This is a genomic window from Fervidobacterium islandicum (genome assembly GCF_000767275.3).
Lineage (GTDB): Bacteria > Thermotogota > Thermotogae > Thermotogales > Fervidobacteriaceae > Fervidobacterium > Fervidobacterium islandicum.
This window is the reverse complement of the sequence record NZ_CP014334.2, coordinates 1,152,514-1,174,877: the sequence shown is the minus strand read 5'-3', so window position 1 is coordinate 1,174,877 and position 22,364 is coordinate 1,152,514. Positions and strand designations below refer to the sequence as shown.

Here is a 22,364-nt window from a genome sequence, read left to right as displayed (position 1 = left end):
ATTCGGTTCTTGGGAGATGACTAAAACCGATGTGGAAAATAATTAAAAGTACGATTGGTGAGTTGGAAGCGCAGCTTATTCAGAAGTTCCTGGAGGCATATGGTATCCCCGTCGTAATCCAAAAGACGGATGTTTTTGTTCATCCAATTTTTGGAAGCAGTGCACAATGTGAAGTGCTAGTCCCTGAAGAATACTACGAAGAAGCGTGCAATCTACTTCAGAAGGAGGGAACCAAGGTGAAATACACACCGCTGTACGAAGACCATGTAAAGTTAGGAGCAAAGATGGTTGAATTCGCGGGCTATTACATGCCGTTGCAGTACGAAGGAATAGTCGCTGAAGTAAACTTGGTAAGAAAAGAAGTCGGAATGTTCGATGTTTCCCACATGGGTGAATTTTTGTGCGAAGGACCAGATGCGATAAGCTTTGCAAACTATGCGGTGACGAATGATTTTGGTTCGATAAGATTTGGAGATGTCATCTACACAGCTATGTGCAACGAAAATGGCGGTTTTGTAGACGATTTGCTTGTTTACAAAATAGCTCCTGAGAAGGTCATGTTCGTTGTTAACGCTGCAAATATCACCAAGGATTTCAACCACTTGTCGAAACTCGCACAAAAATTCAAAGTTACTCTAAAGGATATCTCAGATGAAACAGGACTCATCGCCGTTCAGGGTCCAAAAGCACAAGAAAAGCTCCAGCCTCATACTAATTTGAACCTTGAAGATATTGGTTTTTATTCTTTTGCCGAAGGTGAGATATTTGGAGTAAAAGGTATCATTTCAAGAACAGGCTACACGGGAGAAGATGGATTCGAGCTCTACCTTCCTGCAAACGAAACTACGTTTGTTTGGCGCAAATTACTTGAAATTGGCATAAAACCAGCAGGACTTGGCGCAAGAGACGTGCTGAGATTGGAAGCAGGACTCTTGCTTTACGGAAACGACATGGACGATACAGTAACTCCACTTGAAGCAGGTATCTCCTGGGCAGTGAAGTTTGAGAAAGGTGATTTCTTTGGAAAAGACGCATTGCTGAAGCAGAAAGAAGAAGGACTTAAGCGAAGATTGAGGGGCTTAACGTTTGAATCGAAACTTGTCCCAAGACACGGGATGGAGGTTTATAAAGATGGTCAAAGAATTGGACACGTAACAAGCGGAACATTCTCGCCGACGCTGAATAAATCGATAGCCTTCGCGCTTGTCGATGCGAACATCAAGCTCGGCGACGTTGTTCAGGTGCTGATAAGGGACAAGTATGTGGATGGAACGGTTGTGAAAACACCGTTCTACCGCGGTAGTGTAAGGTCAAAGAAGTAATACCGACAGAAGGGAGTGAGTTAAGTGCACAGGTACATACCGCACACCGAAGAAGAGATAAAACAGATGCTCCAAGAAATAGGGGTCAGCAGTATCGACGACTTATTCGTGGATGTCCCAAAAACGATAGATGGATACAACATACCTGAAGGCAGAGATGAATTCACCGTAAAGAAGATAGTCGAAGGTTTGGCAAAAGAAAACGTGCACTTTGAACCAACTAATGTCTTCTTAGGTGCAGGGGTTTACTACCACTATATTCCATCAGTTGTAAGACATATGGCTTCAAACCCGAATTTCGTAACCGCTTACACGCCCTACCAAGCCGAAGTTTCACAAGGCACTCTTCAGATGCTATTCGAATATCAAACGATGATGTGCGAGCTAACAGGTATGGAAGTTGCCAATTCTTCCATGTACGATGGTGCAAGCGCGTTTGCAGAAAGTTTGCTCATGGCAACAAGGATAACAGGAAAGACTAAAATGCTTGTCGCCGAGTCGATAAATCCAGAATATAGAACGGTCGCCAAAACTTATACAAAACCTCAAGGTATAGAAATTGTTGAAATTAAGTACGATGAAACGGGGAGAATAGATTTGAACATCCTTAGAAGTTCACTTTCCGAAGAAATTGCCGCTGTGGCGGTTGCTTATCCGAACTTCTTTGGTGTTATCGAAGATTTAAAGGCTGTAAGGGAAGTCATACCACAAAACATCGTATTTATAGTCGTGGCGGAACCAGTGTCTTTGGCTCTCTTAGAAGCTCCAGGAAAGTTCGGTGCTGATATCGTTGTGGGCGAAGGACAATCACTCGGTGTCACTCCAAACTTTGGAGGACCAGGAATAGGCTTTTTCACGACACTTGAAAAGCATGTGAGAAAGATGCCTGGCAGAATCATAGGTGAAACGAAAGATTTGGAAGGCAAGAAGGGTTATGTGATGATACTCCAAACAAGGGAACAACACATCAGAAGAGAAAAAGCAACGTCAAATATCTGCTCTAACCAAGCGTACATAGCATTAATAAACGCTATTTACCTTTCAACAATGGGACCTCAGGGGTTAAAAGAAGTCGCTTGGAGGTCTTACAACAACGCCCATGTACTTGCTAAGATGCTTGAAGAAAAAGGATTTGAAAGAATTTTCAAAGGGGAGTTCTTCAACGAGTTCGTAATCAGAGTACCTGATAATTACAGGGAAAAATGGCACAATATGGTGAAAGAAGGTATCCTTGGTCCAATACCGGTTGATAGAGTTTACAAAACGCTCGGACCGAGTGCTCTCGCTTGTGCAACGGAAGTCAACACGAAAGAGTCGATGAAAAAGCTTGTCGAGGTGATGTCAAAATGACAATCTTCGAAAAAAGTGTAGCAGGAAGAAAAGGTTACGAACTGCCCGTTTACGATGTTGAAGAGTTAACGTGCGAAATTCCACAGCATCTTGTAAGAAAAGAACCACCGATGCTTCCAGAAGTTTCAGAAGTCGATGTTGTGAGACACTACACAGACCTTGCAATGAAGAACTACTCAGTTGACAGAGGGTTCTATCCGCTCGGTTCATGTACAATGAAGTACAATCCGAAAATCAACGAAGATATGGCAGCACTTTTTACTGACATTCATCCGTTCCAACCAAGAGAAACAATAACAGGGGCCGTAAAGCTGATGGGACATCTCAAAGAGTTATTGTGCGAGATAACAGGGACCGATGATATGACGCTACAACCAGCAGCAGGAGCGCATGGAGAGTTGACGGGATTGCTTGTCGCAAGGGCGTATTTTGAAGATAAAGGCGAATTGGAAAAAAGAAGGAAAGTACTTGTGCCTGATAGTGCACACGGTACAAACCCAGCATCTGCTGCGATGGCAGGTTTCGAGGTTGTAGAACTGAAATCCGGAGAAGATGGTTGTGTTAACCTTGATGAATTAAAGACGCATCTGGATGAAAGCGTTGCGGTTATAATGCTCACCAATCCAAATACGTTGGGACTTTTTGAAAAAGATATACTTAAAATAGCCCAGATGGCACACGAAGTTGGAGCACTACTTTACTACGACGGAGCGAACCTAAATGCAATCATGGGAAGAACAAGACCTGGTGATATGGGATTTGATATCGTACACCTGAACCTGCACAAAACATTCAGTACGCCACACGGAATGGGCGGACCAGGAAGTGGACCAATCGGAGTTAAGAAACACCTCGCACCGTACTTGCCCGTACCTGTTGTGAGAAAAACAGAAAGTGGTTACGATTTGGATTACAACTTACCGAAATCGATAGGCATGGTGCGTAGCTTCTACGGTAACTTCTTGGTAATGGTCAAGGCGTACACATACATCTTGACGATGGGCAATAAAGGACTCAAACACGTAAGTGATATGGCGGTCCTCAATGCAAATTATCTGAGAAAGAAACTCTCGAAGCTCTACCAAGTTGCCTACGATAGGATATGTATGCACGAATTTGTAATTGACAACGAAGAATTCGCAAAGAAAACCGGTGTGAAGACCCTAGATATCGCCAAGAGAATACTTGATTATGGAATGCACGCACCAACTGTTTATTTCCCACTCATAGTCCACGAAGCAATGATGATAGAACCGACTGAAACAGAAAGCAAGATGACACTTGATAAATTCGTTGAGATAATGGAAAAGATTTACAATGAAGCGCACTCCGACCCAGAGCTTGTTAAAAAAGCACCGTACACTACACCTATTAGAAGGTTAGACGACGTAACAGCCACTAAGTTCCCGGTATTCCGATTCAAAAAGTGAGCAAACGATAGAGTTGGGTGGTGTTGGACAATGCATCCCACAGAATCTATAGCACCGTCGAAAACATTGGAAATCGATGCACTGGCCAAGAAGCTGTTATCAGAAGGGAAAGATGTAATAAACTTCACGGTTGGTGAGCCCGATTTTCCTACACCAAGTAACATAGCCGAAAAGGCCATAGAAGCGATCAGAAAAGGCTACACGAAATACGTAGACAGCAACGGCATTCCCCAACTTCGTGAAGCTATATCTAAATACTTAGCAGAAAAGAAAAAGGTCTTCTATACACCAGATGATATCGTTGTTAGTAATGGTGGCAAGCAGGCACTTTTTAACGCATTTTCTGCCATATTGGATGAAGGCGACGAAGTTTTGATGTTCGCACCGCTTTGGGTAAGCTACATTCCACAGGTCCTACTTGCCCGGGGAAAACCGGTTGTGGTTAAGACAAAATTCGAGAACAACTTTGTGCCAACTAAGGATGAGATACTAAATAACATAACCGATCGGACAAAAGTGATACTTGTAAACTCGCCGAACAATCCAACTGGAGGTATCTACGACAGAGAAACACTTGAAACAATTGCGAAAATAGCCAACGAAAGAAACGTCTTCGTTGTTAGTGATGAAGTGTACGATGACTTGGTGTACGATGGAACTCATATCTCAATGTACGGTCTTGTGAAGGATGAACTTCTTATTTACGTTAACGCATTCAGCAAATCTCATGCGATGACTGGTTGGCGTGTGGGTTACACCGCGACGAAGAATAAAGAAATTAAGAAAAGAATTTCCAAAATCCAAAGCCATGTCAGTTCAAATATAAATACCCCAGCTCAGTACGCGGCAATAGAAGCGTGTAACACGGATAACAAACCGATGATTGAGGAGTTCAAAAAGCGCAGGGAATTCATAATGAACAAAGCTAAGGAGTATGGATTGGAATTTATAGAGCCAAAAGGAGCGTTCTATCTCTTCTTTAAAGTCAGTGGCAACGATGAAGAATTCTGCAAACAACTGCTCTCAGAAAAATTGGTTGCAACCGTGCCCGGTAGTGCGTTTGAGATGCCGGGGTTTGTGAGAATCAGTTTTGCTACATCCATCGAAAAGATAGAAGAAGGGATGAAAAGGTTGGGCGAATTTATTAGAAGCGGGAATTAAGAGCTCTGAAAATATAACATACAATCTAACAACCCAAAATGGGCTACTGTCTGTGTAGCCCATTTTTTTGTTTTTTGTTCAATTTTCTTAACTTATGGCTAAGAATATTAATCTAACGGGCAATGCAGGGAGGTCAGGTTTGTGGTATAATACAAATGAAAAGAAAAAATTGAAAAAAGGGGCTGGTATAGTGCAGAAGGTAGTTAAATTGAAAAAAGAAAAGACACTTTCCCAGTACGAGTTGATAAAGCTTGCGAACATGGGTGATGAAAAAGCAAAATCCGAGTTGGAGGAACGGTTAAAGGACACGGTGAAAAAGGATGAGAAAAAGAAAGATACAAAGTAGAATAAATCATTTGAGGTGTGAGAATTTCGGTGCAAAAGTTCAGGAAAGTATATTGTTCGAAAACGTGAACCTATCTCTCAACGTAGGCCAGTTTGCTGTCTTATACGGTCCGAGAGGTTCTGGAAAATCTGCTTTTCTCAGAAGTTTTGCACTTCTTAATCGTGAAGTTTATCCAAACATAGAGTACTCAGGAAACGTATATCTTGACGACACAAGCCTTTTCCAAATCGATGAGAAGGAAGTAAGACAGATCGTTACTTACCTGGATACCAATTTCCTCGAATCACTCGATTACTTGACGTTCAAAGACCTTGTCAGGCTAGTATTTGGTTCGCACAATAAATTCAAAATTGAAGACCATGCCACGGAACTTGATAATTTCGGTGTGTTGAAAGCACTCTATAAGTTTGAAAAGACACCACTTTCTTCGTTGTACGTTCTTGAGAAAATAGGACTTTTACTTTTTGTTTCTACGGTGAGGCAGTCTTCTGTTCTCGTGCTTGATTGTTTGCTTGACCATCTTGATGATGAGCACGTCGAGTCAGTTACAAAAATGCTCAGAGAACTTTCGGAATACAAGGTAGTTATACTGGCAACAAGAACACTGAAGAGATTCATAGGTTTGGGAGATGTGCTTATCGTCATGAAGAGCGGACAGGTGAAGTTTTTCGGTGATCCCAAAGAATACGTATTGGGGGTATAAACCATGGAAGTTTTGACCGTATGTCTTAACCCGGCTCTGGACCGCGAGTTTGTGGTCGACAATTTCAAAATTGATAAGTTGAACATCGTCCCTAATGAAAAGAACAAGATGAGTCCCGGTGGAAAGGGAGTAAACGTTGCCGTTATCTTATCGAATTACGGTGTGAAGTCTGTTGTCACGGGTTTCCTCGGAGGCTACGTTGGAAACGTGCTCCTTTCAGAGCTGAGAAAGAAAAGTTCACTGATAACGACGAGCTTTATGCGGATAAACGATGAGACACGTGAAAATATAGCTATTGTAGATACGGTGAACCACACACTGACCGAGATAAATTCAGAAGGTCCAAGGGTAAATGAGGAAGACATCAAAAAGTTCATCAAACGATTCGAGGTTCTTGTTCAAAAAGTAAAAGTGGTTGTCATATCGGGAAGCGTTCCGAAGGGTGTTCCAAACAACATATACGGCGAATTGACGAAAATAGCAAAGAAGTACAATAAAACCGTCTTTTGGGAGGCACGTGATGAAATTATAACCGAATCTATAAAGATTGCTTATCCAGATGTTTTAAAATACGACATGAGAAGAAGTGAAAAAGTGCTTGGAAACATTCTGAACACGGAGCAAGAGTACACACAAGCGGCGAAAGAATTTGTCAAACAGGGAGTGAAGCTCACCATTCTGTCTTACAAAACGGTGTACGACTTTGTTGCGAACGAAGACGGTGTTTGGAAGTTCTCCCCAAAAATTCAAATAGACCATTCTTACTTGTTAGGTAGCGGTGACACATTCGTTGCAGCAATGGTGTACGCAAATCTTAAGAATAAATGTTGCATCGACATGGCAAGGTACGGGTATGCGGCTGCTGTTGCAAAGACATCCTACTTAGGTAAGGAGCCACCATCCGTGGAACAGATAGAAGAATTTTTAGGTCATATAACGACTGAGAGGGTGGAGTAAGTATGCGAAATCTCAAGGTTAAAGACTTTATGACCTACGATTTAACATTCGTATTCGAGAACGATACCGTTGAGGACGTAGTTGATATACTCCACAAAACTGGACTTTCGGGTCTCTGCGTTGTCGATTCAGAATTGAGAGTGGTCGGATTTGTTAGCGAAGACGATATAATAAAAGCATGTTTGCCAAGCTACTTCAACCTGCTTCAAACTGCGGCTTTTCTACCAGATACAAACTTATTCATAAAGAATTTGAAGAGCATTGCACACAATCCTATAGGAAAATACGCTACAAAGCCTGTTTTTACGGTGAAACAAGATGACACGTTGCTCTACGTTGCGGATATGATAATGAGAAAAGGCTTTAAAATGGTCCCTGTTGTTGATGAAAACAACGTTTTGCTGGGGTACGTTACAAGAGTTGCGATTTTACAAAGTGCTATAAACGCCAATACAGTAGAAGAAATAAAGTAAGGTTTAGAGTTAATTTAGGAGAGTGGTGAAACGCGGATGAGAGTTTCGGTGATTACTCACGGGTGTAAGATGAATCAATACGAAAGTGAACTGATAATAGAGATGCTTGAGAATGCTGGATATGTGGTACTTTACGGTGAAGATCAAGGTGCGGAGGTTTACATACTCAATAGCTGTGCGGTAACTGGCGAGGCAGAAAGAAAGGTAAGGCAGGCAGTTAGACACTTGAGAAAACTCAATCCAGACGCGAAGATCATACTTACAGGATGCTATGTCCAAGTTCCAAGAGCTATCGAAGAGTACAGTTCGTTAGGTGTGGATTTAGTACTTGGTAATCTTGAAAAAAAGCGCATACTGAATTTCATAAACGAAGTTGGTGGATATTTCAACTCTCGGTATTGGGAAGAAGACGATATATCATTCGAAATCGTCGAAAACTCTGTGACCGAGCGTTCCAGAGCGTTTGTAAAAGTTGAAGATGGATGTAATAACGGATGTACTTACTGCGTGATTCGTTCGTTGAGAGGTACCAGAATAAGAAGTAAGCCAATAGAAGTGGTGGTCAAAGAAATCGAAAAGCTCGTCAGTAAAAGGCATAAAGAGATAGTGATAACTGGCTTGAATTTGGGAAAGTATGGTGTGGACTTGGGGGTTAACCTTGCGGAACTGCTGCAGAAGATTGCAAGTATCGAAGGTGATTTCAGAATAAGGTTGAGCTCAATAAATCCCGAGGACTTGACCGACGAACTGATAAAGGTTATTACACAAGAAGAGCGAATTTGCAACCACTTGCACATACCCGCTCAAAGCGGAAGCACGAGTGTGCTGAGAAGGATGGGGAGAAACTACAGCGCCGAGTATTTCATAGAGCGAGTTAACAAACTTAGGCAGATCGATCCGTTCTTTTCCATAACTACGGACATCATGGTCGGTTTCCCTGGTGAAACGGAAGAAGAATTCAAAGAAACGTTAGATTTTGTTAGAACTATCCAATTCAGTAAAGTCCATACTTTTAGATATTCTCAACGACCGAATACACCTGCAGCACGTTTTGAAAACCAAGTACCTGGGAATGTGAAAAAAGATCGCGCTGAGATACTTATAAAGCATGCCGATAACGTTGCCAACGAGTACAGAAAACAGCTTGTTGGTAAAACAACGGTTGTACTGGTCGAAGGCGTGCAGAACGGAATTGCTTACGGATACGATGAATATTACCTCTTCCACGAAATCAATACGGGCATTATCGGAGAATTTTCAAAAGTGAAGATATGTTCAGTCACGAATGAAGGTGTGGTGTCGAAAGTTGTTCAAAAGCAGGCATCAAACGAATGAGATCATAGATGCTTTGACCAAGGGAATAGCTGTTTACGAAACTCTCAGAACTTACAACGGGAAACCATTTGCGATAGAAGAGCACTACCGTAGGCTCTGCAAGTCACTTGGATACCTTAAGATAAACCCGCCAACTTACGAAGAGTTTGAAAAGCTCATCTACGATAACCTTTCAGAGCGAATCAGAGTAGTGTATGTGTACGATGGTAGGCTACTCAGCTATGTTTTCCAAGAGTCTACCGAAAATTTTACCGTTGATTATGTTAAGATAGATTTCACTAACGTACGACGAGCAGGTCCAAGTAGCATTCCGCCTGACTTAAAGTCTCTTGGAAGACCTGACATATACCTCGCAAGACTCACAAAGGGCGACAATTACGATGTGCTTTTATTGGGAAGCAAAGGTCAATTGTGCGAAGGAACTTTCAGTAATGTATTTCTTTTAAAAGGCGGCAGATTCGTAACACCATCTCTGGATTCAGGCATATTGGACGGTATCACACGAATGTACGTGATAAGATTTTTAAAAGAGAAAGGTTACACCGTTGAAGAGAGGTTTGTAGAACCTTGCGAAGTGTTCTACGCAGATGAGGTATTTCTAACACATACAAGCAGAGGTATTGTCCCTGTTCATCAAGTGGGTACTCTTAAAACCATCAGTACAAGCCTTTCTGAAAAACTCGCCAAAGAATTCGAGGAGTATATAAAATGTTTACTCTGAAAAAAGCATTTGAAGACTTGGCGAAAAGCAACGAATTCTTCAGGAAGCTGCTTGTCTTGTCTTCACTGCAGGATGAAACGGTTCAAATACTTGGAAGTGCGGTTTCAAAGCACTGCACTTTCAAAAGCTTTGAATCAGGTATAGTAACTATAACATGTGACGATATAATATGGAGCAACGAACTCAAGAAGATGAAGCGACAAATTAAGAAGAAAATCGAACAATACTTAGGCATAACATTTTCAGACATAAAAATTGAAGTTGAGCGAAAGAGATAGCAAGAGCGTAAGAAAAGCAAATCGGAGGTGTGGTTTGTGGACAACGTAGTGAATAAAGAGAAAGAGAACGGAATAACAAATCAATACACTGCTCAGAACATAAAGGTTTTGAAAGGTCTGGAACCTGTTCGAGAAAGGCCAGGTATGTACATTGGTTCGACGGGTAAGACGGGATTACATCACCTCGTATATGAAATCGTTGATAACAGCATAGACGAGGCTATCCAAGGTTATTGTGATAGGATTACCGTAAGGATTAAAGCAGATGGGTCAGTTGAGGTTGAAGACAATGGTCGAGGAATACCAGTCGATATACACCCGGAAACGGGGACAAGTGCCCTTGAAGTTGTGATGACAACACTCCATGCTGGTGGTAAGTTCTCAAAAGAAAGCTACAAAGTTAGTGGTGGTTTGCACGGTGTTGGTGCTTCTGTTGTGAACGCACTTTCGGAGTGGATGGAAGTTGAGGTTCATAGGGACGGTAAAATTTACAGGCAGCGCTATTCTCGTGGAGTAAAAGTTACGGAAGTGGAAGTTGTAGGTGAGACCACAAATCGCGGAACAATAGTTCGATTCAAGCCCGATAAGACCATATTCACAACCGTTGAATTCGATTCTGACACGATACTAACAAGGTTGAGAGACTTAGCATTTCTGAATCCGAATGTGACAATAGAATTTATCGACGAGAGGAACAATATCCAGAGAACACTCCACTACTCCGGAGGTTTGAAAGAATTCGTATCCTACCTGAACAGAGGTGAAAAGACTCTCCACGATATAGTTTATATAGAAGGAGGAGTACAAGACGTTCAAGTTCAAGTAGCATTTCAGTACACGGATAATGACATTGAAGAAATCATTTCGTTTGTGAACAACATAAAGACTGTTGACGGTGGAACTCATGTCACTGGCTTCAAAACAGCTTTTACGAGGGTTGTAAACGAACTTGGGAAGAAGAAGAACTTAATAAAAGGTGAACCATTCAGAGGCGAAGATTTGCGTGAGGGAATGACGGCTGTTATATCCGTGCTCATGATGGGAACACCACAATTCGAAGGACAGACAAAATCCAAGCTTGGTAACGAAGAAGTCCAGGACGCCGTTGCTAAAGTTGTCAGAGACAAACTGACGGACTACTTTGAGGTCAACGAATCTGTACTGAAAGTTATAATTCAAAAAGCTCAGCAGACAAGGGAAGCAAGAGAAGCAGCGAAACGCGCAAGAGAAGCTGTGAAACGAAAGAGCAGTCTTGGTGCCTCAACACTTCCTGGAAAACTCGCGGATTGCATTACCAAGAACTTAGAGGAATCCGAACTCTTCATCGTTGAGGGTGATTCTGCAGGTGGGAGTGCAAAACAAGCAAGAGATAGAAACTTCCAAGCCATTTTGCCACTTAGAGGAAAGATACTTAACGTTGAAAAAAGCAACGAACTCAAATTACTCAAAAATGAGCAGATTAGGGACATAATAACTGCCATAGGGACTGGAACAGGGGACAATTTCGATGAGTCGAAACTTAGGTATGGAAAAATCATAATAATGACCGATGCGGACGTTGACGGTGCGCACATAAGAACGTTGCTTTTAGCTCTCTTTTACAGGTACATGCGTCCATTACTTGAAAATGGACGAATATACGTAGCTATGCCACCACTTTACAAGCTCACCGTCAGTGGTGAAAAGCCCGTATACCTGTATTCAGATGAAGAACTAAAAGAAAGGCTTGCAGGCATAAATGGTAAACGTTACGAAATCCAAAGGTACAAAGGTCTTGGCGAAATGAACCCAGAACAACTTTGGGAAACGACGATGAACCCAGTAACAAGGAAGATAATCAAAATAACGATAGAAGACGCCGAAGAAGCGGACAACCTCTTTGAGATCTTGATGGGAAAAGACCCAGAAGAACGAAGAGGTTATATAATGAGGCATGCAAGACAACTCAGCTTAGTTGATCTGGATGTGTGAAAATGCGGAATTTGTTGAAAAAGCGCACCCGCAGGTGCGCTTTTTTGCTTTTCTGTCAACCATAGACTACATGTATGAGTGTGCACGCGTATCACATGTTCTTTAGTTTAATGCAACCTACCGCAACTTTTCATATAAAATCTCGATAGAGATTTATACACCTGTAAAAAAGATTTCTACTATTTGACTTTCAACTCATGCAAAAATCGCTAACAAGGAGATCAAATTATTCGTATAGTATAATGAACTGTGGACAGACAAATAAGACAGCAGCGCGGAAAGGTGATGTAAGTTTATGGCTTTTACAAATAATCTTCGGCTGAGCTTGTTGATATTTGTAGCCGTTGTTTATGCTTCAATGCTATTTTCATACAGTGTTGTTTTCAAATCTTCATTAACCACCTCCGGTGGGCCTGTCACTATGCTTGAACTCGTGGAGGCATCCGAAACAGATGTTCCCATTGAAGTGCTGGAGAAAATCATCGTTGCATACGTTCCTGTCAACAGTTCTCTTTCACTTAATAAGAAATACCTGCTTAATTTGGTTAAAAGGAGAATTGGGGATGTTCAAGCACGGATAGACGATGTCCCTGTCGTTATAGAAGCCAAACCTGTAGAAAGCACAACAAAGGGCTCTGAGCACCAGACTTTGACAAATGAAAAGTTGAGAGAGATTATATTGGAAGAGCTCAAAGGACGGTACCCACAAGGAACCGAGTTCAAGTTAAAAAGCCAGGTTGGACAATTGCTCGATCATGACAGTTATTCCGTATCGGTACAGATAGCTAACAAATCATCTCCCTTCGTAAAAGTTACGTTAAGGAAGGCAGGTAGAATCGTTGGTTATCTTTTGTTCCAATATGAAGCGATTCTGTTAAGGAATATCGCAGTTGCGAGTAGAAAGATAGAGAAGGGAGAGATAATTGGTATTAAGGACGTAGAATACGTAGAGTACAATGTTTTAGCACTCAACAAAGTTCCCGTTTTCGAAGATGACCTCCCATTACTTGCTGATAAGGTCTTTTCAAAAGGTGAGATTATTGATATGAGAAACACAAAGGATGTACCTATTGTCATCAAAGGTCAGTTTGTAAAGGCATACAGTCGTGTGGGGGGTGTTACTGTTTCGATACTTGCACAGGCGTTAGAACATGGATACGTGGGAAGTGTCATAAGTATTAAAAACATAGATAATGGCAGCATTGTAAAAGGAACAGTGCAAGAAAATGGGACAGTTATCGTTCTGGAGGTGGAGTAAGATATGGAGATGAAAAGAACTTTGTTAAATCTCAGTATCGCATCGGTGCTACTATTTGTTAGTATTTCTTCTTTGACATTCGCCACTTCACTTTACACATCTTCTACAAATCCGCAATTTAAGAATATTCTTGGTACATACAAGCCTTCAAGGGTCGGAGATTATGTCACCGTAGTTGTTTACGAGTCCCCAAGGATTTCAACTTCCTCGCAAGTTAATACACTGACTAACGCATTCATCAACGCTATAAACACAGGCACAAAGTTGGTGGGGCTCGATTTGAGTAAGTACCTTCCATCAAGTGGCTCTTCAACAGATAAGCGGGACAATAAGAGTCAGGCTAATGCAGTGCTTGAACTTACGGCAGTTGTGAAGGAAGTGGATCAGCAAGGCAAACTCTTCCTTGAGGGGCGCAAGCAAATTAAAGTAGGGAACGATCTCAGGGAGATTATTATCACAGGATGGGTTCATCCAGATGCGATAAAACCAGGAAATATCGTCAATTCAACGGACCTTATCAACGCGCAAATATGGGAAAACGGGAAGATCGTCTTCCAAGACGACCCACAAGAAAGTTCTTGGCTGGGTCTTCTGCTTTCGGCAATTGCGAACTTGTTTAAATTCTAAATAAACGTAAATTTCTGGAGGCATGGAGTATGAGGAATGTGCTAAGGAGAGCAAATGAATCAAAGATTTCAGCGGGTCTGTTATTTTTCTTAATTGCCTTGCTGATTTCATCGAACCTATTCTCAGCAAATGTAAGAATCAAAGATTTTGCAAAGTTCCGTGGTGCAAGGGACAACCAGTTGTTTGGAATCGGGCTGGTTGTTGGTTTGAATGGCACCGGTGACAGCGGAAATCTGAACTCCTCACTTTTGGCGAATATGTTGAAGAATTTCGGTGTTTCAGTCAATCCAAACGATTTGAAGTCACGCAACGTTGCTCTTGTTATGGTTGTTGCTGACATACCTGCGTTCTATAAACCAGGCATGAGATTAGACGTGGTGGTAGCAAGTATAAACGACGCAAAGAGCTTAAGAAATGGTATACTCTTGCAAACACCACTTTACGGTGCCGATGGTAATATTTATGCAGTTGCCCAAGGCCCGGTTTCAGTTGGTGGTGAAGATGCAAAAGGCTCTGCGAGTTTGCAAAAGCGATTTACCGTAGTTGGTTACATTCCAAACGGTGCGCTTATTGAAAAGGAAATACCGATGAGCATTGTAGACGGAAATAGCGTAACAATTCTCTTAGATAGGCCTGACTTTACGACGGCTGCCAGAACAGCTGCTGCGATAAATACCACGTTTAAAACAAACATAGCGAAGGCAATCGATGGTGCAAGTATCAAAGTGACCATTCCAAATGCATTTGCCGACGATGTGATATCGTTCCTTGCATTACTTGAAGAGATAGAAGTACCGGTAGACACGCCTGCACAGGTGGTTATAAACGAGAGAACGGGAACTGTCGTTTTCGGTGGCGATGTGAAGATTTCCGACTTTGTACTTTCGTACGGCAATTTTGTCGTTGTAATATCCAACGGACAGATCGGTGATAAACAAGCAACCATTGGCAACTTGATAACGGCATTAAGGTCTGTCGGTGCAACTCCACAGGATATTATCGCAATCATTCAAGAGTTGCACAAAGCAGGTGTCATATACGCACAGCTGAGGATAATGTAATACCGTAATACGCACGATCCTGTTAACTTGTAGTGATGGAAGACAATAGAACACAGATAACACGCGCAATATCATTGTTGTTCAGTTTCAAGAGATTTCTCACTACACAAAAGCTGTTCACGTACATTGGAAGATTGTCAATATTCTTAAATCCACGCTTGGCTCGTACAAAGTCTTGGAATAACGAAAACTTCGATTCACATTGATTGTTTTGCCCAAGTCTCACAACAATATGATTGATATTCTTGTATAGTATCTTCACTGCACCATATGCACCAAGTCCATCTGTAATTAGTTCGATTGTTCTTTCGTTGTTACCAAAGAACTTCTCTAACAATATCTTCACTTGACCCATATCGCGATATTTGGATACATGCCAAGCAACAATAAGATTCGAATCGTGCTCAACTAAGAACCAAACGTAGTACTTTTTGGATTTAAACAAAACGACAGTTTCATCACCATGGACTTTGAAAGCATCTACAGGAACGAGGATGGAAAAGAAACAAGACAACTTAAGGATCCACTTGTAGATAGCGACATGAGAGACTTTGATATTAAGTGAGTCTCTGATGGAACGCAAGGACACAGCTTTGAAATAAAGGACGAAGGCTTTAAGGACAATAAAGATAGGGAAACGGAAGAACTTGAAAGAGTCGAAAGGAAGAGGGACAAATTGAGGTAAGTTAGTTGGGATTTCGTCTCTGGTATGGCAAGAACGGCAACGGAACTTAACGAAGGCTTTTTTGATTTTGTGGATTTGCATAGTTTTTCCACAGACAGGGCATTTAGGATAAGGGAAAGAGAAGAACTTGTGTTTTTTTGAATGAACAAGTCTGAAAGTGCGCTTACAGTCTTTGCAAAAGTATTGTTGGTTACCGTACTTATCATGACCGTTTTTGTAGATGTTGGTAGAGCCGCATTTGGGGCAAGAGACTACAGAATTTTGCATAGTGGAGTACCTCCTTTTTGTGAGAATTGATGGTGGGGGGTGTTCCACTAATAAGAAGATAATACGGTTTTTGGAAATTTTCAATACTTTTAGTTAACAGCATCATACGCACTTCGAGGTGTGGAATATGGGAATTGAGCTCAATAAGGTCAACGGGAACCTGAATCACAACATCGGATCTAATAATCGTGCAGGCGTCAACAAGAACTTAAATGCGGAGAAAAAGGTTAATATTGACACAGAATCGGAAGAGTACCAGAAACAGCTCAGAAAGGTTTCCGAGGAGTTTGCTGCGTGGTACATATATGAGATTTTCAAGAAGATGTACAATACAGTTCAAAAGAGTGGGCTCATCCAAGAGAGCTTTGGAGAGCGTTGGTTTAGAGAAATGTTACTGCAACAGTACGCTCTGAAAGCTGCAAGAACTGATCTGAAAGATTTATCTGAGATGATTTACAAAGGACTCGGCGGGAAGATGATGACGCAAGAGGTCAAGTCGGAAAACAACATGGCGAAAAGACTCGAAACGTTGCAATTACTGAATTCTCTGATTTCGAACAATCAGGAATCTGGAGAGTGATGGTGGTGTCAAAAGAACATATTCGCTCACTGTACCAATATTGATGTACTGACTACCTATTCGGTTTATTGCACTCCGCAACATGTAGGCCTTGGTTTGAAAAGAAAATTCAACAACTTGCATCTCATTCTGAACAGGAATCGAAGCCTTATAGGCAACCGCACCGTGTTGGGAAACGACAACGAGCTCTCCGTGTCGTGAATAAATCTCCACATCTGAGAACCTTCCTGCTATTAACGACCTTCTCAACAATCTCTGAAGTAATGAAGAAAGGATCCTGATTCTCGGTTCGAACCGGCTACATAGGTTTCTGACCAAATCAGGTGATTCATCAGGTACATCCGTGCATAGTGTAAATATATCACCAGAGAAAATAAGAATCTTGTTGGTGATTGGGTCAAACGAAATCTGCACTTGATTGGTTTCTTCAATTTCCAAAACCTTGATCAGATGTCTTGCAGACACGTACGGTATGCGAATGGAAAAATTGTTTATATCCTGCTCGTTTTTTGCACCTGGGTCCTCACTGTTCTTCTCAACTTCCACTTGAGAATAAGCGACAAGTCCATAGTGCTGTGAAATCATCTCCAATGTGTTTCGGATGAAATAAAGATCTACGTAGCTTCCTTCTTCAAGAAATGATGATGCGAAATCTAATTCAGCCAGAAGTTTCCTTTTTGAGAATGCCGTTCCTTGTGCGTTTACTGGAACGTATATTTTCTCTTCCCTGTCTTTTTGAAGTGGTGAGATCCTGAGTCGTAATGTTTCGTTTTGAGATTTCAAACTGAGCACACCATCTTGGAAATGGAGGCTAATTTTTCCAGTGAGCTCTGAAACGAAATGTCTTACGACATCAAGAGGGATTTCGAAAGGGACCGATATCTTAGAATAAAAAGAACAAACGGGAAAGTATCCGTTCAAACATCCGTCCGAGGCGATGATATACAGCCTTTCGTCTTCCGAAAGGAAGACCAGTTTTCTCATGGATGGTTCCAATGTTCCGCACACCTTATCAGCTTTTTTGATTACAGTTTTCAGCACTTCGGCTTCAACATCGACGATGTAATTCACGACTCATTCACCACATCTTTTAGTTTATTAACCTATCGCTATTTCATCCATCTCAAATAAGTTCGGAACAGGTTCGAGCATCAAGCCGTGGTCCACACCATTTTTTAGTAACTCCAGCCCGGCTCTTGCTATCATCGCTGCATTGTCAGAACAGAATTCAAGCGGAGGAATGTAAAACTCAAATTCCGAGGTATATTCGTTCAATTTTTCTCTCAACCTGCTGTTTGCTGCAACGCCACCTGCCAGTACGATTTTGCGGACATTGTTGTCCTTTGCAGCTTTCGTGACTTTGTAAAGCAAAACATCTATCATAGCTTCCTGTGCACTCGCGGCAAGGTCACTTATAGGAAGCTCAGAAACGTTGCTCGCTTGAAGCCTTTTGATTTCGTACAGCACAGATGTTTTCAGTCCTGAAAAACTGAAATCGTAGTCGCTATCGTGCATTTTTGGTCTTGGAAAATTGAAAGCTTTTGGATTGCCTGTCTTGGCTATCTTGTCTATCTCTGGACCTCCAGGATAGCCCAATCCCAAAAGTCTTGCGATTTTATCAAACGCCTCTCCTACGGCATCATCGACGCTTCTACCAAGCAATTTTACACTGAAATCATCTTCAGTTTTTAGTATTAGAGTATGACCACCTGAAACCATAAGTACAACGTACGGAGGTTTTAGTTCAGGGTAGACCAGGTGGTTTGCGTAGACATGGCCAACTATGTGGTTTACTCCAACGAGTTTTTTTCGATACCTCAGTGCTAATCCCTTCGCAAATGACACACCAACGAGTAGAGCTCCTATAAGTCCGGGACCTTTTGTAACGGCGATTCCATCCACTTGCATCATATCGACTTGCGTTTCTGTAAGTAATTGATTAAAAAGAGCGGGGAGCTTTTTCAAATGCTCCCTCGCTGCTATTTCTGGTACCACACCACCGAATTTTTTGTGCGTTGATATCTGGGAGTAGACAAGGTTTGCTAAAACCTTGTTATCTTCAACCAAAGCCACAGACGTTTCATCACAGCTTGTCTCTATTCCAAGCACTATCATCTACAACACCTTCGTCTTCTGTAAGCAGTTTTACAACTACGTCAAGCTGTTTCTTTCATGTATATTTTCGGACGCTCACGCTTTGTGACACACTCTTCCGTGACGACAACCTTTTCAACAGCTTTCAAATCGGGAATATCAAACATGATATCAATCATCACTTCTTCAAAGACGCTCTTCAGAGCCCTTGCTCCTGTTCCTCGCCTCAAAGCCTCCTTGGCTATTGCGTAAAGCGCTCTTTCCTCAACTTCGAGTTCAACACCGTCTATTTCAAAAAGTTTCTTGTACTGTTTTAAGACTGCGTTTTTGGGCTCTTTTAAAATCCTGACCAAGTCATCGACACTAAGATCATCGAGTGTACCAATTACGGGGAACCTGCCTACAAACTCTGGCATGAGACCGTATTGGACCAAGTCGTCGGGAGTAACGTGTTTCAAGATTTCACCGAGTCGCATCTGTTCTTTGCTCTTCACTGGTGCGTTGAATCCGATCGCACTGCCTTCTATCCTTCTTTTGATTATTTCATCCAACCCATCGAATGCACCGCCAACGATGAATAATATATTTGTGGTGTCAACCTTGATGAATTCTTGGTATGGATGCTTTCTACCACCTTGTGGTGGAACGTTGGCTATAGTTCCTTCCACGATTTTGAGTAAACCTTTTTGAACGCCTTCGCCACTAACATCCCTGGTGATAGACGGATTTGGAGATTTCCTTGCTATCTTGTCGATTTCATCTATGTATATGATACCGTACTGTGCACGCTCGACATCAAAGTTTGTCACTTCAAGGAGCCTCAAAACGACGTTTTCGACGTCTTCACCGACGTATCCGGCTTCTGTCAGTGGTGTGGCATCGGCTATTGCAAAAGGTACATCTAAGATCTTTGCAAGAATCCTTGCCATGAGTGTCTTCCCACTTCCAGTTGGTCCAATGAGTATGATATTTGATTTCTCAATTTCGACATCAGAGGTATCTTTTCCGAAGAACACTCGCTTGTAGTGGTTATAGACTGCCACGGAAAGAATCCTTTTCACGCGTTCTTGCCCTATAACGTACTTGTCAAGCTCGCTTTTTATCTGCGATGGTGTTGGAAGCTCTTTTCTGTCTCTTGTTCCGAACTTCGTTGGTTTTATCTTCTTGTCGCTTTGAAGAATATCGTGGAACAACTCCACACACTCGCTACAAATATACACATTTCCGGGTCCTGCGATGAGCTTTTCTACCTTATCCGCAGCTCTTCCACAAAATGAACAGAACTTTTGTGCCATGCTTTACCTCCTACATAAAAATATGGTATAAATAATTTAGCTTAAAAAAATTGAGGGCAGGACAACTTATGTCACCTTGGCTTTTAAGCCATTTTGGGAGTCTGTTGCCTGCCTTTAACCATGATAAGTTGGTTGGGCTTTCAGCCCTCGTCAGCATGGAGGATTGGTTCAGTAGGCTCCCTGCCCTCATCATTCGAAAGGAGGATTTTTCATGGATAACTTCCCTGTTTTCGTCGGCATCGATGTTTCCAAGGATAAGTTCAACGTCTGCGCTATCTCTAATCCCAGTTCCATCATCTTCGAATCTTCTTTCGATATGTCCCAGCAAGGCTTTTCCTCCTTCGCAAACAAACTCTCTGCCTTCCCAAAACAATCCATCATCATCGCTATGGAATCTACTGGCTGTTATCATCTCAACCTTCTGGCTTTCCTTTCTTCCAACGACTTTGCTTGCGCTGTTTTTAATCCTCTAACTGTTAAAAACTTTGCTTCTCTTCGAAAGACCAAAACCGACAAAATCGATGCTCGCATTATCGCTACTGCTTTGTTTTACCTACAACATCAAATTCCTTCTTCTGCTTTTGTCAACTCTGAGCTTCGTGATATTGTCAGAGCACGCGAAAACATTATCCACCGCATCGCAAAAGTTAAAGACAATATCGAAAAACTGCTCAACGTTCTTTTCCCTGAACTCGAAAGAGTTACCAATATCTACAGTGACACTATCCTCAATCTTCTTTCTCATTTCCCTTCTGCCAAGGCTATTCAAAAGGCTCGTAATCTGGATGTGTTCTTTTCCAAAGACCGTGGCAGAAGTACAAAACTTAATGCTCAAAAACTTAAAGAACTCGCTAATAACTCGATTGCTCAATATTGGCCGATGAAAGAAAAGATTCTTGTGCAAAATATCAAAGAACTACAATTTTTACAGCAACAGCTTGAAGAATACGACAAGATGATGAAAGAATATTGCGAATGTAGTGCGATAAACCTTGATATCGAGATACTCACGTCAATACCAGGTATTGGTGAAAACAGCGCGATGCATTTCTTGGCAGAAGTTGGAGATATCTCAAGATTTAGTACATACAAAAAACTCATTGCGTATTGTGGACTCGATCCAAGCATTGCCCAATCAGGCAAAAGCAAAGTAGAAGGACACATATCGAAAAGGGGCAATGCCCACCTAAGACGAATACTATGGCTAATGGCAGTGAGTGTAGTGATTCACAACGAATATTTCCGAACATACTATGAACGAAAAAGGCAGCAAGGTATACCGTACAAAAAAGCGATAATGTCAGTAGTACACAAGTTATTGCGAACGTTGTACGCAATGTTGAGAAAGAAAGAGAAGTTCAATATTGATTATGCTATCTCACACTCAAAACAAAAATTTAATTTTGCATAGTTGACTCCTTACATTTATGCGGTTCGTTTTTTTAAAACAGTAGTCGCTTTTACAGTCTTAAGGATATTATAGACCAAAATCTTATTTTTTACAAATTCTATCAAGTTAAGAGTTGGTGAAAATTTGGCTTTTTTACGTGCTGCACCATTCCCTGAATATTCATTAAATCAATTGAAATCTCCTCTTGCGAGATTCACCACAAGATTGTACACAAACCATCCATCTCCTGTTTCAAAGATTTGGGGCTTAGCACTTGCAGCGTCCTTATTAATTCCAAATCCATCCGAGTAAGGTGTGAACGAAACAATTTTGGAATAAGGTATCCTGAAGCTTTTTACAGAACCGTGAAAGTATATATGTTTCGTAGTGATTGCGAGCATCCCAGTATCTACGTGGACCTTCTCGACTTTTTCGATAGGATAGCCTTTAAAACCTCCAACACGGTAGTAGACACCCCTCGCAATTCGAATGCTCACTCCTTGGCTTGCGCCGACGTATTCCCTTCGAGTCCTTTGCTCATAATACTTGACACTTTTAAAGACCCAAACCAAGCTTTCGTTCTTTTGAAAGTTAAAAGGCAAAGTCCCAGCTACCGTGAGACGCTGTGGAACCTTACCTTCTAACACGTCGCGCAGTACGGCAGCTTGAACAAGACGGGTGTACATTCCGTTCTTATCTAATTCATACTGGCTCAATCCAAAATACTGTATGAACTTGAGTAGTTTCTCTTCTTCCTGCTTGTCCAGCTGCCCATCTTCCAGAAAATGTTGCACAGCTTCTTCCCAGCCTGAAACGATAGCCTCTCTTATTTTATGTTCTGGAACGTAGCCTTGCTTTGCCAGATTGCGAAGTTCGTTCTCCAGATTATCCATCTGACTTAAGCCAAGTGCTGAGCTCTTAGCTTTATAGATCATTGTGTTCCAAGTATTTTCGTACCTCTCTTTACACTCTGGATGAAACTTTCTTAAAAGCCCCGCAGGTCTGCCACAGTAAATGCAATCTCCCATAGACCTCGCCTCCGGAAAAATGTGACTCTTAT

General features: G+C 41.7%; 22 protein-coding genes. 17 read left to right on the top strand and 5 right to left on the bottom strand.

The genetic code is table 11. From position 1 onward, the window contains the following. Positions 1-29: 29 nt before the first annotated feature. The 15 genes from gcvT to NA23_RS05440 all read left to right on the top strand — a co-directional run bounded on the left by gcvT (position 30) and on the right by NA23_RS05440 (position 14,993). Positions 30-1,322, top strand: coding sequence for a glycine cleavage system aminomethyltransferase GcvT (gene gcvT / locus NA23_RS05510; protein ID WP_084384050.1), 1,293 nt, complete (start codon positions 30-32; stop codon positions 1,320-1,322). Between the two features lie 24 nt (positions 1,323-1,346). After that, the gene (gcvPA, locus tag NA23_RS05505; RefSeq protein ID WP_033191803.1) at positions 1,347-2,672 is read left to right on the top strand and encodes an aminomethyl-transferring glycine dehydrogenase subunit GcvPA; all 1,326 of its coding nucleotides are present in this window, start codon (positions 1,347-1,349) and stop codon (positions 2,670-2,672) included. Next, positions 2,669-4,102: an aminomethyl-transferring glycine dehydrogenase subunit GcvPB gene (gene gcvPB / locus NA23_RS05500; RefSeq protein ID WP_033191802.1), complete on the top strand. Its 1,434-nt coding sequence runs from the start codon at positions 2,669-2,671 to the stop codon at positions 4,100-4,102. Before gcvPA ends, gcvPB begins: the two co-directional genes overlap by 4 nt. 30 nt (positions 4,103-4,132) lie before the next feature. After that, a complete protein-coding gene (gene aspC, locus NA23_RS05495; protein ID WP_033191801.1) occupies positions 4,133-5,263 on the top strand; it encodes an aspartate aminotransferase in 1,131 nt (376 codons plus the stop codon). A 94-nt stretch (positions 5,264-5,357) separates the two neighbouring features. Continuing rightward, on the top strand, positions 5,358-5,609 hold the full coding sequence (locus tag NA23_RS05490; protein WP_249476976.1) for a hypothetical protein: 252 nt from the start codon (positions 5,358-5,360) through the stop codon (positions 5,607-5,609). A 10-nt stretch (positions 5,610-5,619) separates the two neighbouring features. After that, positions 5,620-6,312 (top strand): ATP-binding cassette domain-containing protein, encoded by a 693-nt coding sequence (locus NA23_RS05485; RefSeq protein ID WP_249476973.1) that lies wholly within the window; start codon positions 5,620-5,622, stop codon positions 6,310-6,312. Between the two features lie 3 nt (positions 6,313-6,315). Then, positions 6,316-7,269, top strand: a complete 954-nt coding sequence (locus tag NA23_RS05480; RefSeq protein ID WP_033191798.1) for a 1-phosphofructokinase family hexose kinase — start codon at positions 6,316-6,318, stop codon at positions 7,267-7,269. A gap of 2 nt (positions 7,270-7,271) precedes the next feature. Beyond that, on the top strand, positions 7,272-7,742 hold the full coding sequence (locus NA23_RS05475; RefSeq protein WP_033191797.1) for a CBS domain-containing protein: 471 nt from the start codon (positions 7,272-7,274) through the stop codon (positions 7,740-7,742). A gap of 36 nt (positions 7,743-7,778) precedes the next feature. Then, positions 7,779-9,077, top strand: a complete 1,299-nt coding sequence (gene mtaB, locus NA23_RS05470) for a tRNA (N(6)-L-threonylcarbamoyladenosine(37)-C(2))-methylthiotransferase MtaB (protein WP_033191796.1) — start codon at positions 7,779-7,781, stop codon at positions 9,075-9,077. Beyond that, positions 9,049-9,798, top strand: coding sequence for an aminotransferase class IV (locus tag NA23_RS05465; RefSeq protein WP_236938324.1), 750 nt, complete (start codon positions 9,049-9,051; stop codon positions 9,796-9,798). The genes mtaB and NA23_RS05465 overlap by 29 nt, the downstream gene beginning before the upstream one ends. Continuing rightward, positions 9,786-10,076: a DciA family protein gene (locus tag NA23_RS05460; RefSeq protein WP_033191794.1), complete on the top strand. Its 291-nt coding sequence runs from the start codon at positions 9,786-9,788 to the stop codon at positions 10,074-10,076. The genes NA23_RS05465 and NA23_RS05460 overlap by 13 nt, the downstream gene beginning before the upstream one ends. Positions 10,077-10,112: 36 nt before the next feature. Beyond that, complete coding sequence (gene gyrB / locus NA23_RS05455) at positions 10,113-12,047, top strand: DNA topoisomerase (ATP-hydrolyzing) subunit B (protein WP_275060683.1); 1,935 nt, start codon at positions 10,113-10,115, stop codon at positions 12,045-12,047. A 328-nt stretch (positions 12,048-12,375) separates the two neighbouring features. Further along, a complete protein-coding gene (gene flgA, locus NA23_RS05450; protein WP_249476971.1) occupies positions 12,376-13,305 on the top strand; it encodes a flagellar basal body P-ring formation chaperone FlgA in 930 nt (309 codons plus the stop codon). A gap of 3 nt (positions 13,306-13,308) precedes the next feature. Then, positions 13,309-13,932 (top strand): flagellar basal body L-ring protein FlgH, encoded by a 624-nt coding sequence (locus tag NA23_RS05445; protein ID WP_236938322.1) that lies wholly within the window; start codon positions 13,309-13,311, stop codon positions 13,930-13,932. Between the two features lie 65 nt (positions 13,933-13,997). After that, the gene (locus NA23_RS05440; RefSeq protein WP_407918641.1) at positions 13,998-14,993 is read left to right on the top strand and encodes a flagellar basal body P-ring protein FlgI; all 996 of its coding nucleotides are present in this window, start codon (positions 13,998-14,000) and stop codon (positions 14,991-14,993) included. 22 nt (positions 14,994-15,015) lie between these two features. Here the strand turns inward: NA23_RS05440 and NA23_RS05435 are convergent, their stop codons facing one another. Beyond that, positions 15,016-15,945 carry a DDE-type integrase/transposase/recombinase gene (locus tag NA23_RS05435; protein ID WP_033191792.1) on the bottom strand — a complete coding sequence of 310 codons (930 nt, stop codon included), beginning with the start codon at positions 15,943-15,945 and terminating at the stop codon, positions 15,016-15,018. Positions 15,946-16,072: 127 nt separating this feature from the next. Here NA23_RS05435 and NA23_RS05430 point away from each other — a divergent pair, with 127 nt between their 5' ends. Beyond that, positions 16,073-16,525, top strand: a complete 453-nt coding sequence (locus tag NA23_RS05430; protein ID WP_052107155.1) for a rod-binding protein — start codon at positions 16,073-16,075, stop codon at positions 16,523-16,525. On the opposite strand, the gene NA23_RS05425 is transcribed toward NA23_RS05430, so the two are convergent. From NA23_RS05425 to clpX, 3 genes are read right to left on the bottom strand one after another with little or no spacing between them, the layout of a single operon-like run. Next, entirely contained in the window at positions 16,481-17,596 is a 1,116-nt protein-coding gene (locus NA23_RS05425; protein ID WP_033191791.1) for a hypothetical protein, read from the bottom strand. The two genes, NA23_RS05430 and NA23_RS05425, sit on opposite strands and share 45 nt — an antisense overlap. Before the next feature lie 27 nt (positions 17,597-17,623). Next, a complete protein-coding gene (tsaD, locus tag NA23_RS05420) occupies positions 17,624-18,640 on the bottom strand; it encodes a tRNA (adenosine(37)-N6)-threonylcarbamoyltransferase complex transferase subunit TsaD (RefSeq protein WP_033191790.1) in 1,017 nt (338 codons plus the stop codon). A gap of 41 nt (positions 18,641-18,681) precedes the next feature. Next, entirely contained in the window at positions 18,682-19,914 is a 1,233-nt protein-coding gene (clpX, locus tag NA23_RS05415; RefSeq protein ID WP_033191789.1) for an ATP-dependent Clp protease ATP-binding subunit ClpX, read from the bottom strand. A gap of 211 nt (positions 19,915-20,125) precedes the next feature. Between clpX and NA23_RS05410 the strand changes: the two genes are divergently transcribed. Further along, positions 20,126-21,325 (top strand): IS110 family RNA-guided transposase, encoded by a 1,200-nt coding sequence (locus NA23_RS05410; protein WP_236938321.1) that lies wholly within the window; start codon positions 20,126-20,128, stop codon positions 21,323-21,325. Positions 21,326-21,492: 167 nt separating this feature from the next. On the opposite strand, the gene NA23_RS05405 is transcribed toward NA23_RS05410, so the two are convergent. Next, on the bottom strand, positions 21,493-22,332 hold the full coding sequence (locus tag NA23_RS05405; protein ID WP_033191788.1) for a hypothetical protein: 840 nt from the start codon (positions 22,330-22,332) through the stop codon (positions 21,493-21,495). Positions 22,333-22,364 lie beyond the last annotated feature (32 nt).

Coding starts and splice junctions, on each gene's coding strand:
- gcvT (WP_084384050.1), top strand. CDS start 30: ATGTGGAAAATAATTAAAAGTACGATTGGTGAGTTGGAAGCGCAGCTT.
- NA23_RS05430 (WP_052107155.1), top strand. CDS start 16,073: ATGGGAATTGAGCTCAATAAGGTCAACGGGAACCTGAATCACAACATC.
- NA23_RS05435 (WP_033191792.1), bottom strand. CDS start 15,945: ATGCAAAATTCTGTAGTCTCTTGCCCCAAATGCGGCTCTACCAACATC.
- NA23_RS05460 (WP_033191794.1), top strand. CDS start 9,786: ATGTTTACTCTGAAAAAAGCATTTGAAGACTTGGCGAAAAGCAACGAA.
- NA23_RS05445 (WP_236938322.1), top strand. CDS start 13,309: ATGGAGATGAAAAGAACTTTGTTAAATCTCAGTATCGCATCGGTGCTA.
- tsaD (WP_033191790.1), bottom strand. CDS start 18,640: ATGATAGTGCTTGGAATAGAGACAAGCTGTGATGAAACGTCTGTGGCT.
- mtaB (WP_033191796.1), top strand. CDS start 7,779: ATGAGAGTTTCGGTGATTACTCACGGGTGTAAGATGAATCAATACGAA.
- NA23_RS05410 (WP_236938321.1), top strand. CDS start 20,126: ATGGATAACTTCCCTGTTTTCGTCGGCATCGATGTTTCCAAGGATAAG.
- clpX (WP_033191789.1), bottom strand. CDS start 19,914: ATGGCACAAAAGTTCTGTTCATTTTGTGGAAGAGCTGCGGATAAGGTA.
- aspC (WP_033191801.1), top strand. CDS start 4,133: ATGCATCCCACAGAATCTATAGCACCGTCGAAAACATTGGAAATCGAT.
- NA23_RS05490 (WP_249476976.1), top strand. CDS start 5,358: ATGGCTAAGAATATTAATCTAACGGGCAATGCAGGGAGGTCAGGTTTG.
- NA23_RS05480 (WP_033191798.1), top strand. CDS start 6,316: ATGGAAGTTTTGACCGTATGTCTTAACCCGGCTCTGGACCGCGAGTTT.
- gcvPB (WP_033191802.1), top strand. CDS start 2,669: ATGACAATCTTCGAAAAAAGTGTAGCAGGAAGAAAAGGTTACGAACTG.
- NA23_RS05405 (WP_033191788.1), bottom strand. CDS start 22,332: ATGGGAGATTGCATTTACTGTGGCAGACCTGCGGGGCTTTTAAGAAAG.
- NA23_RS05475 (WP_033191797.1), top strand. CDS start 7,272: ATGCGAAATCTCAAGGTTAAAGACTTTATGACCTACGATTTAACATTC.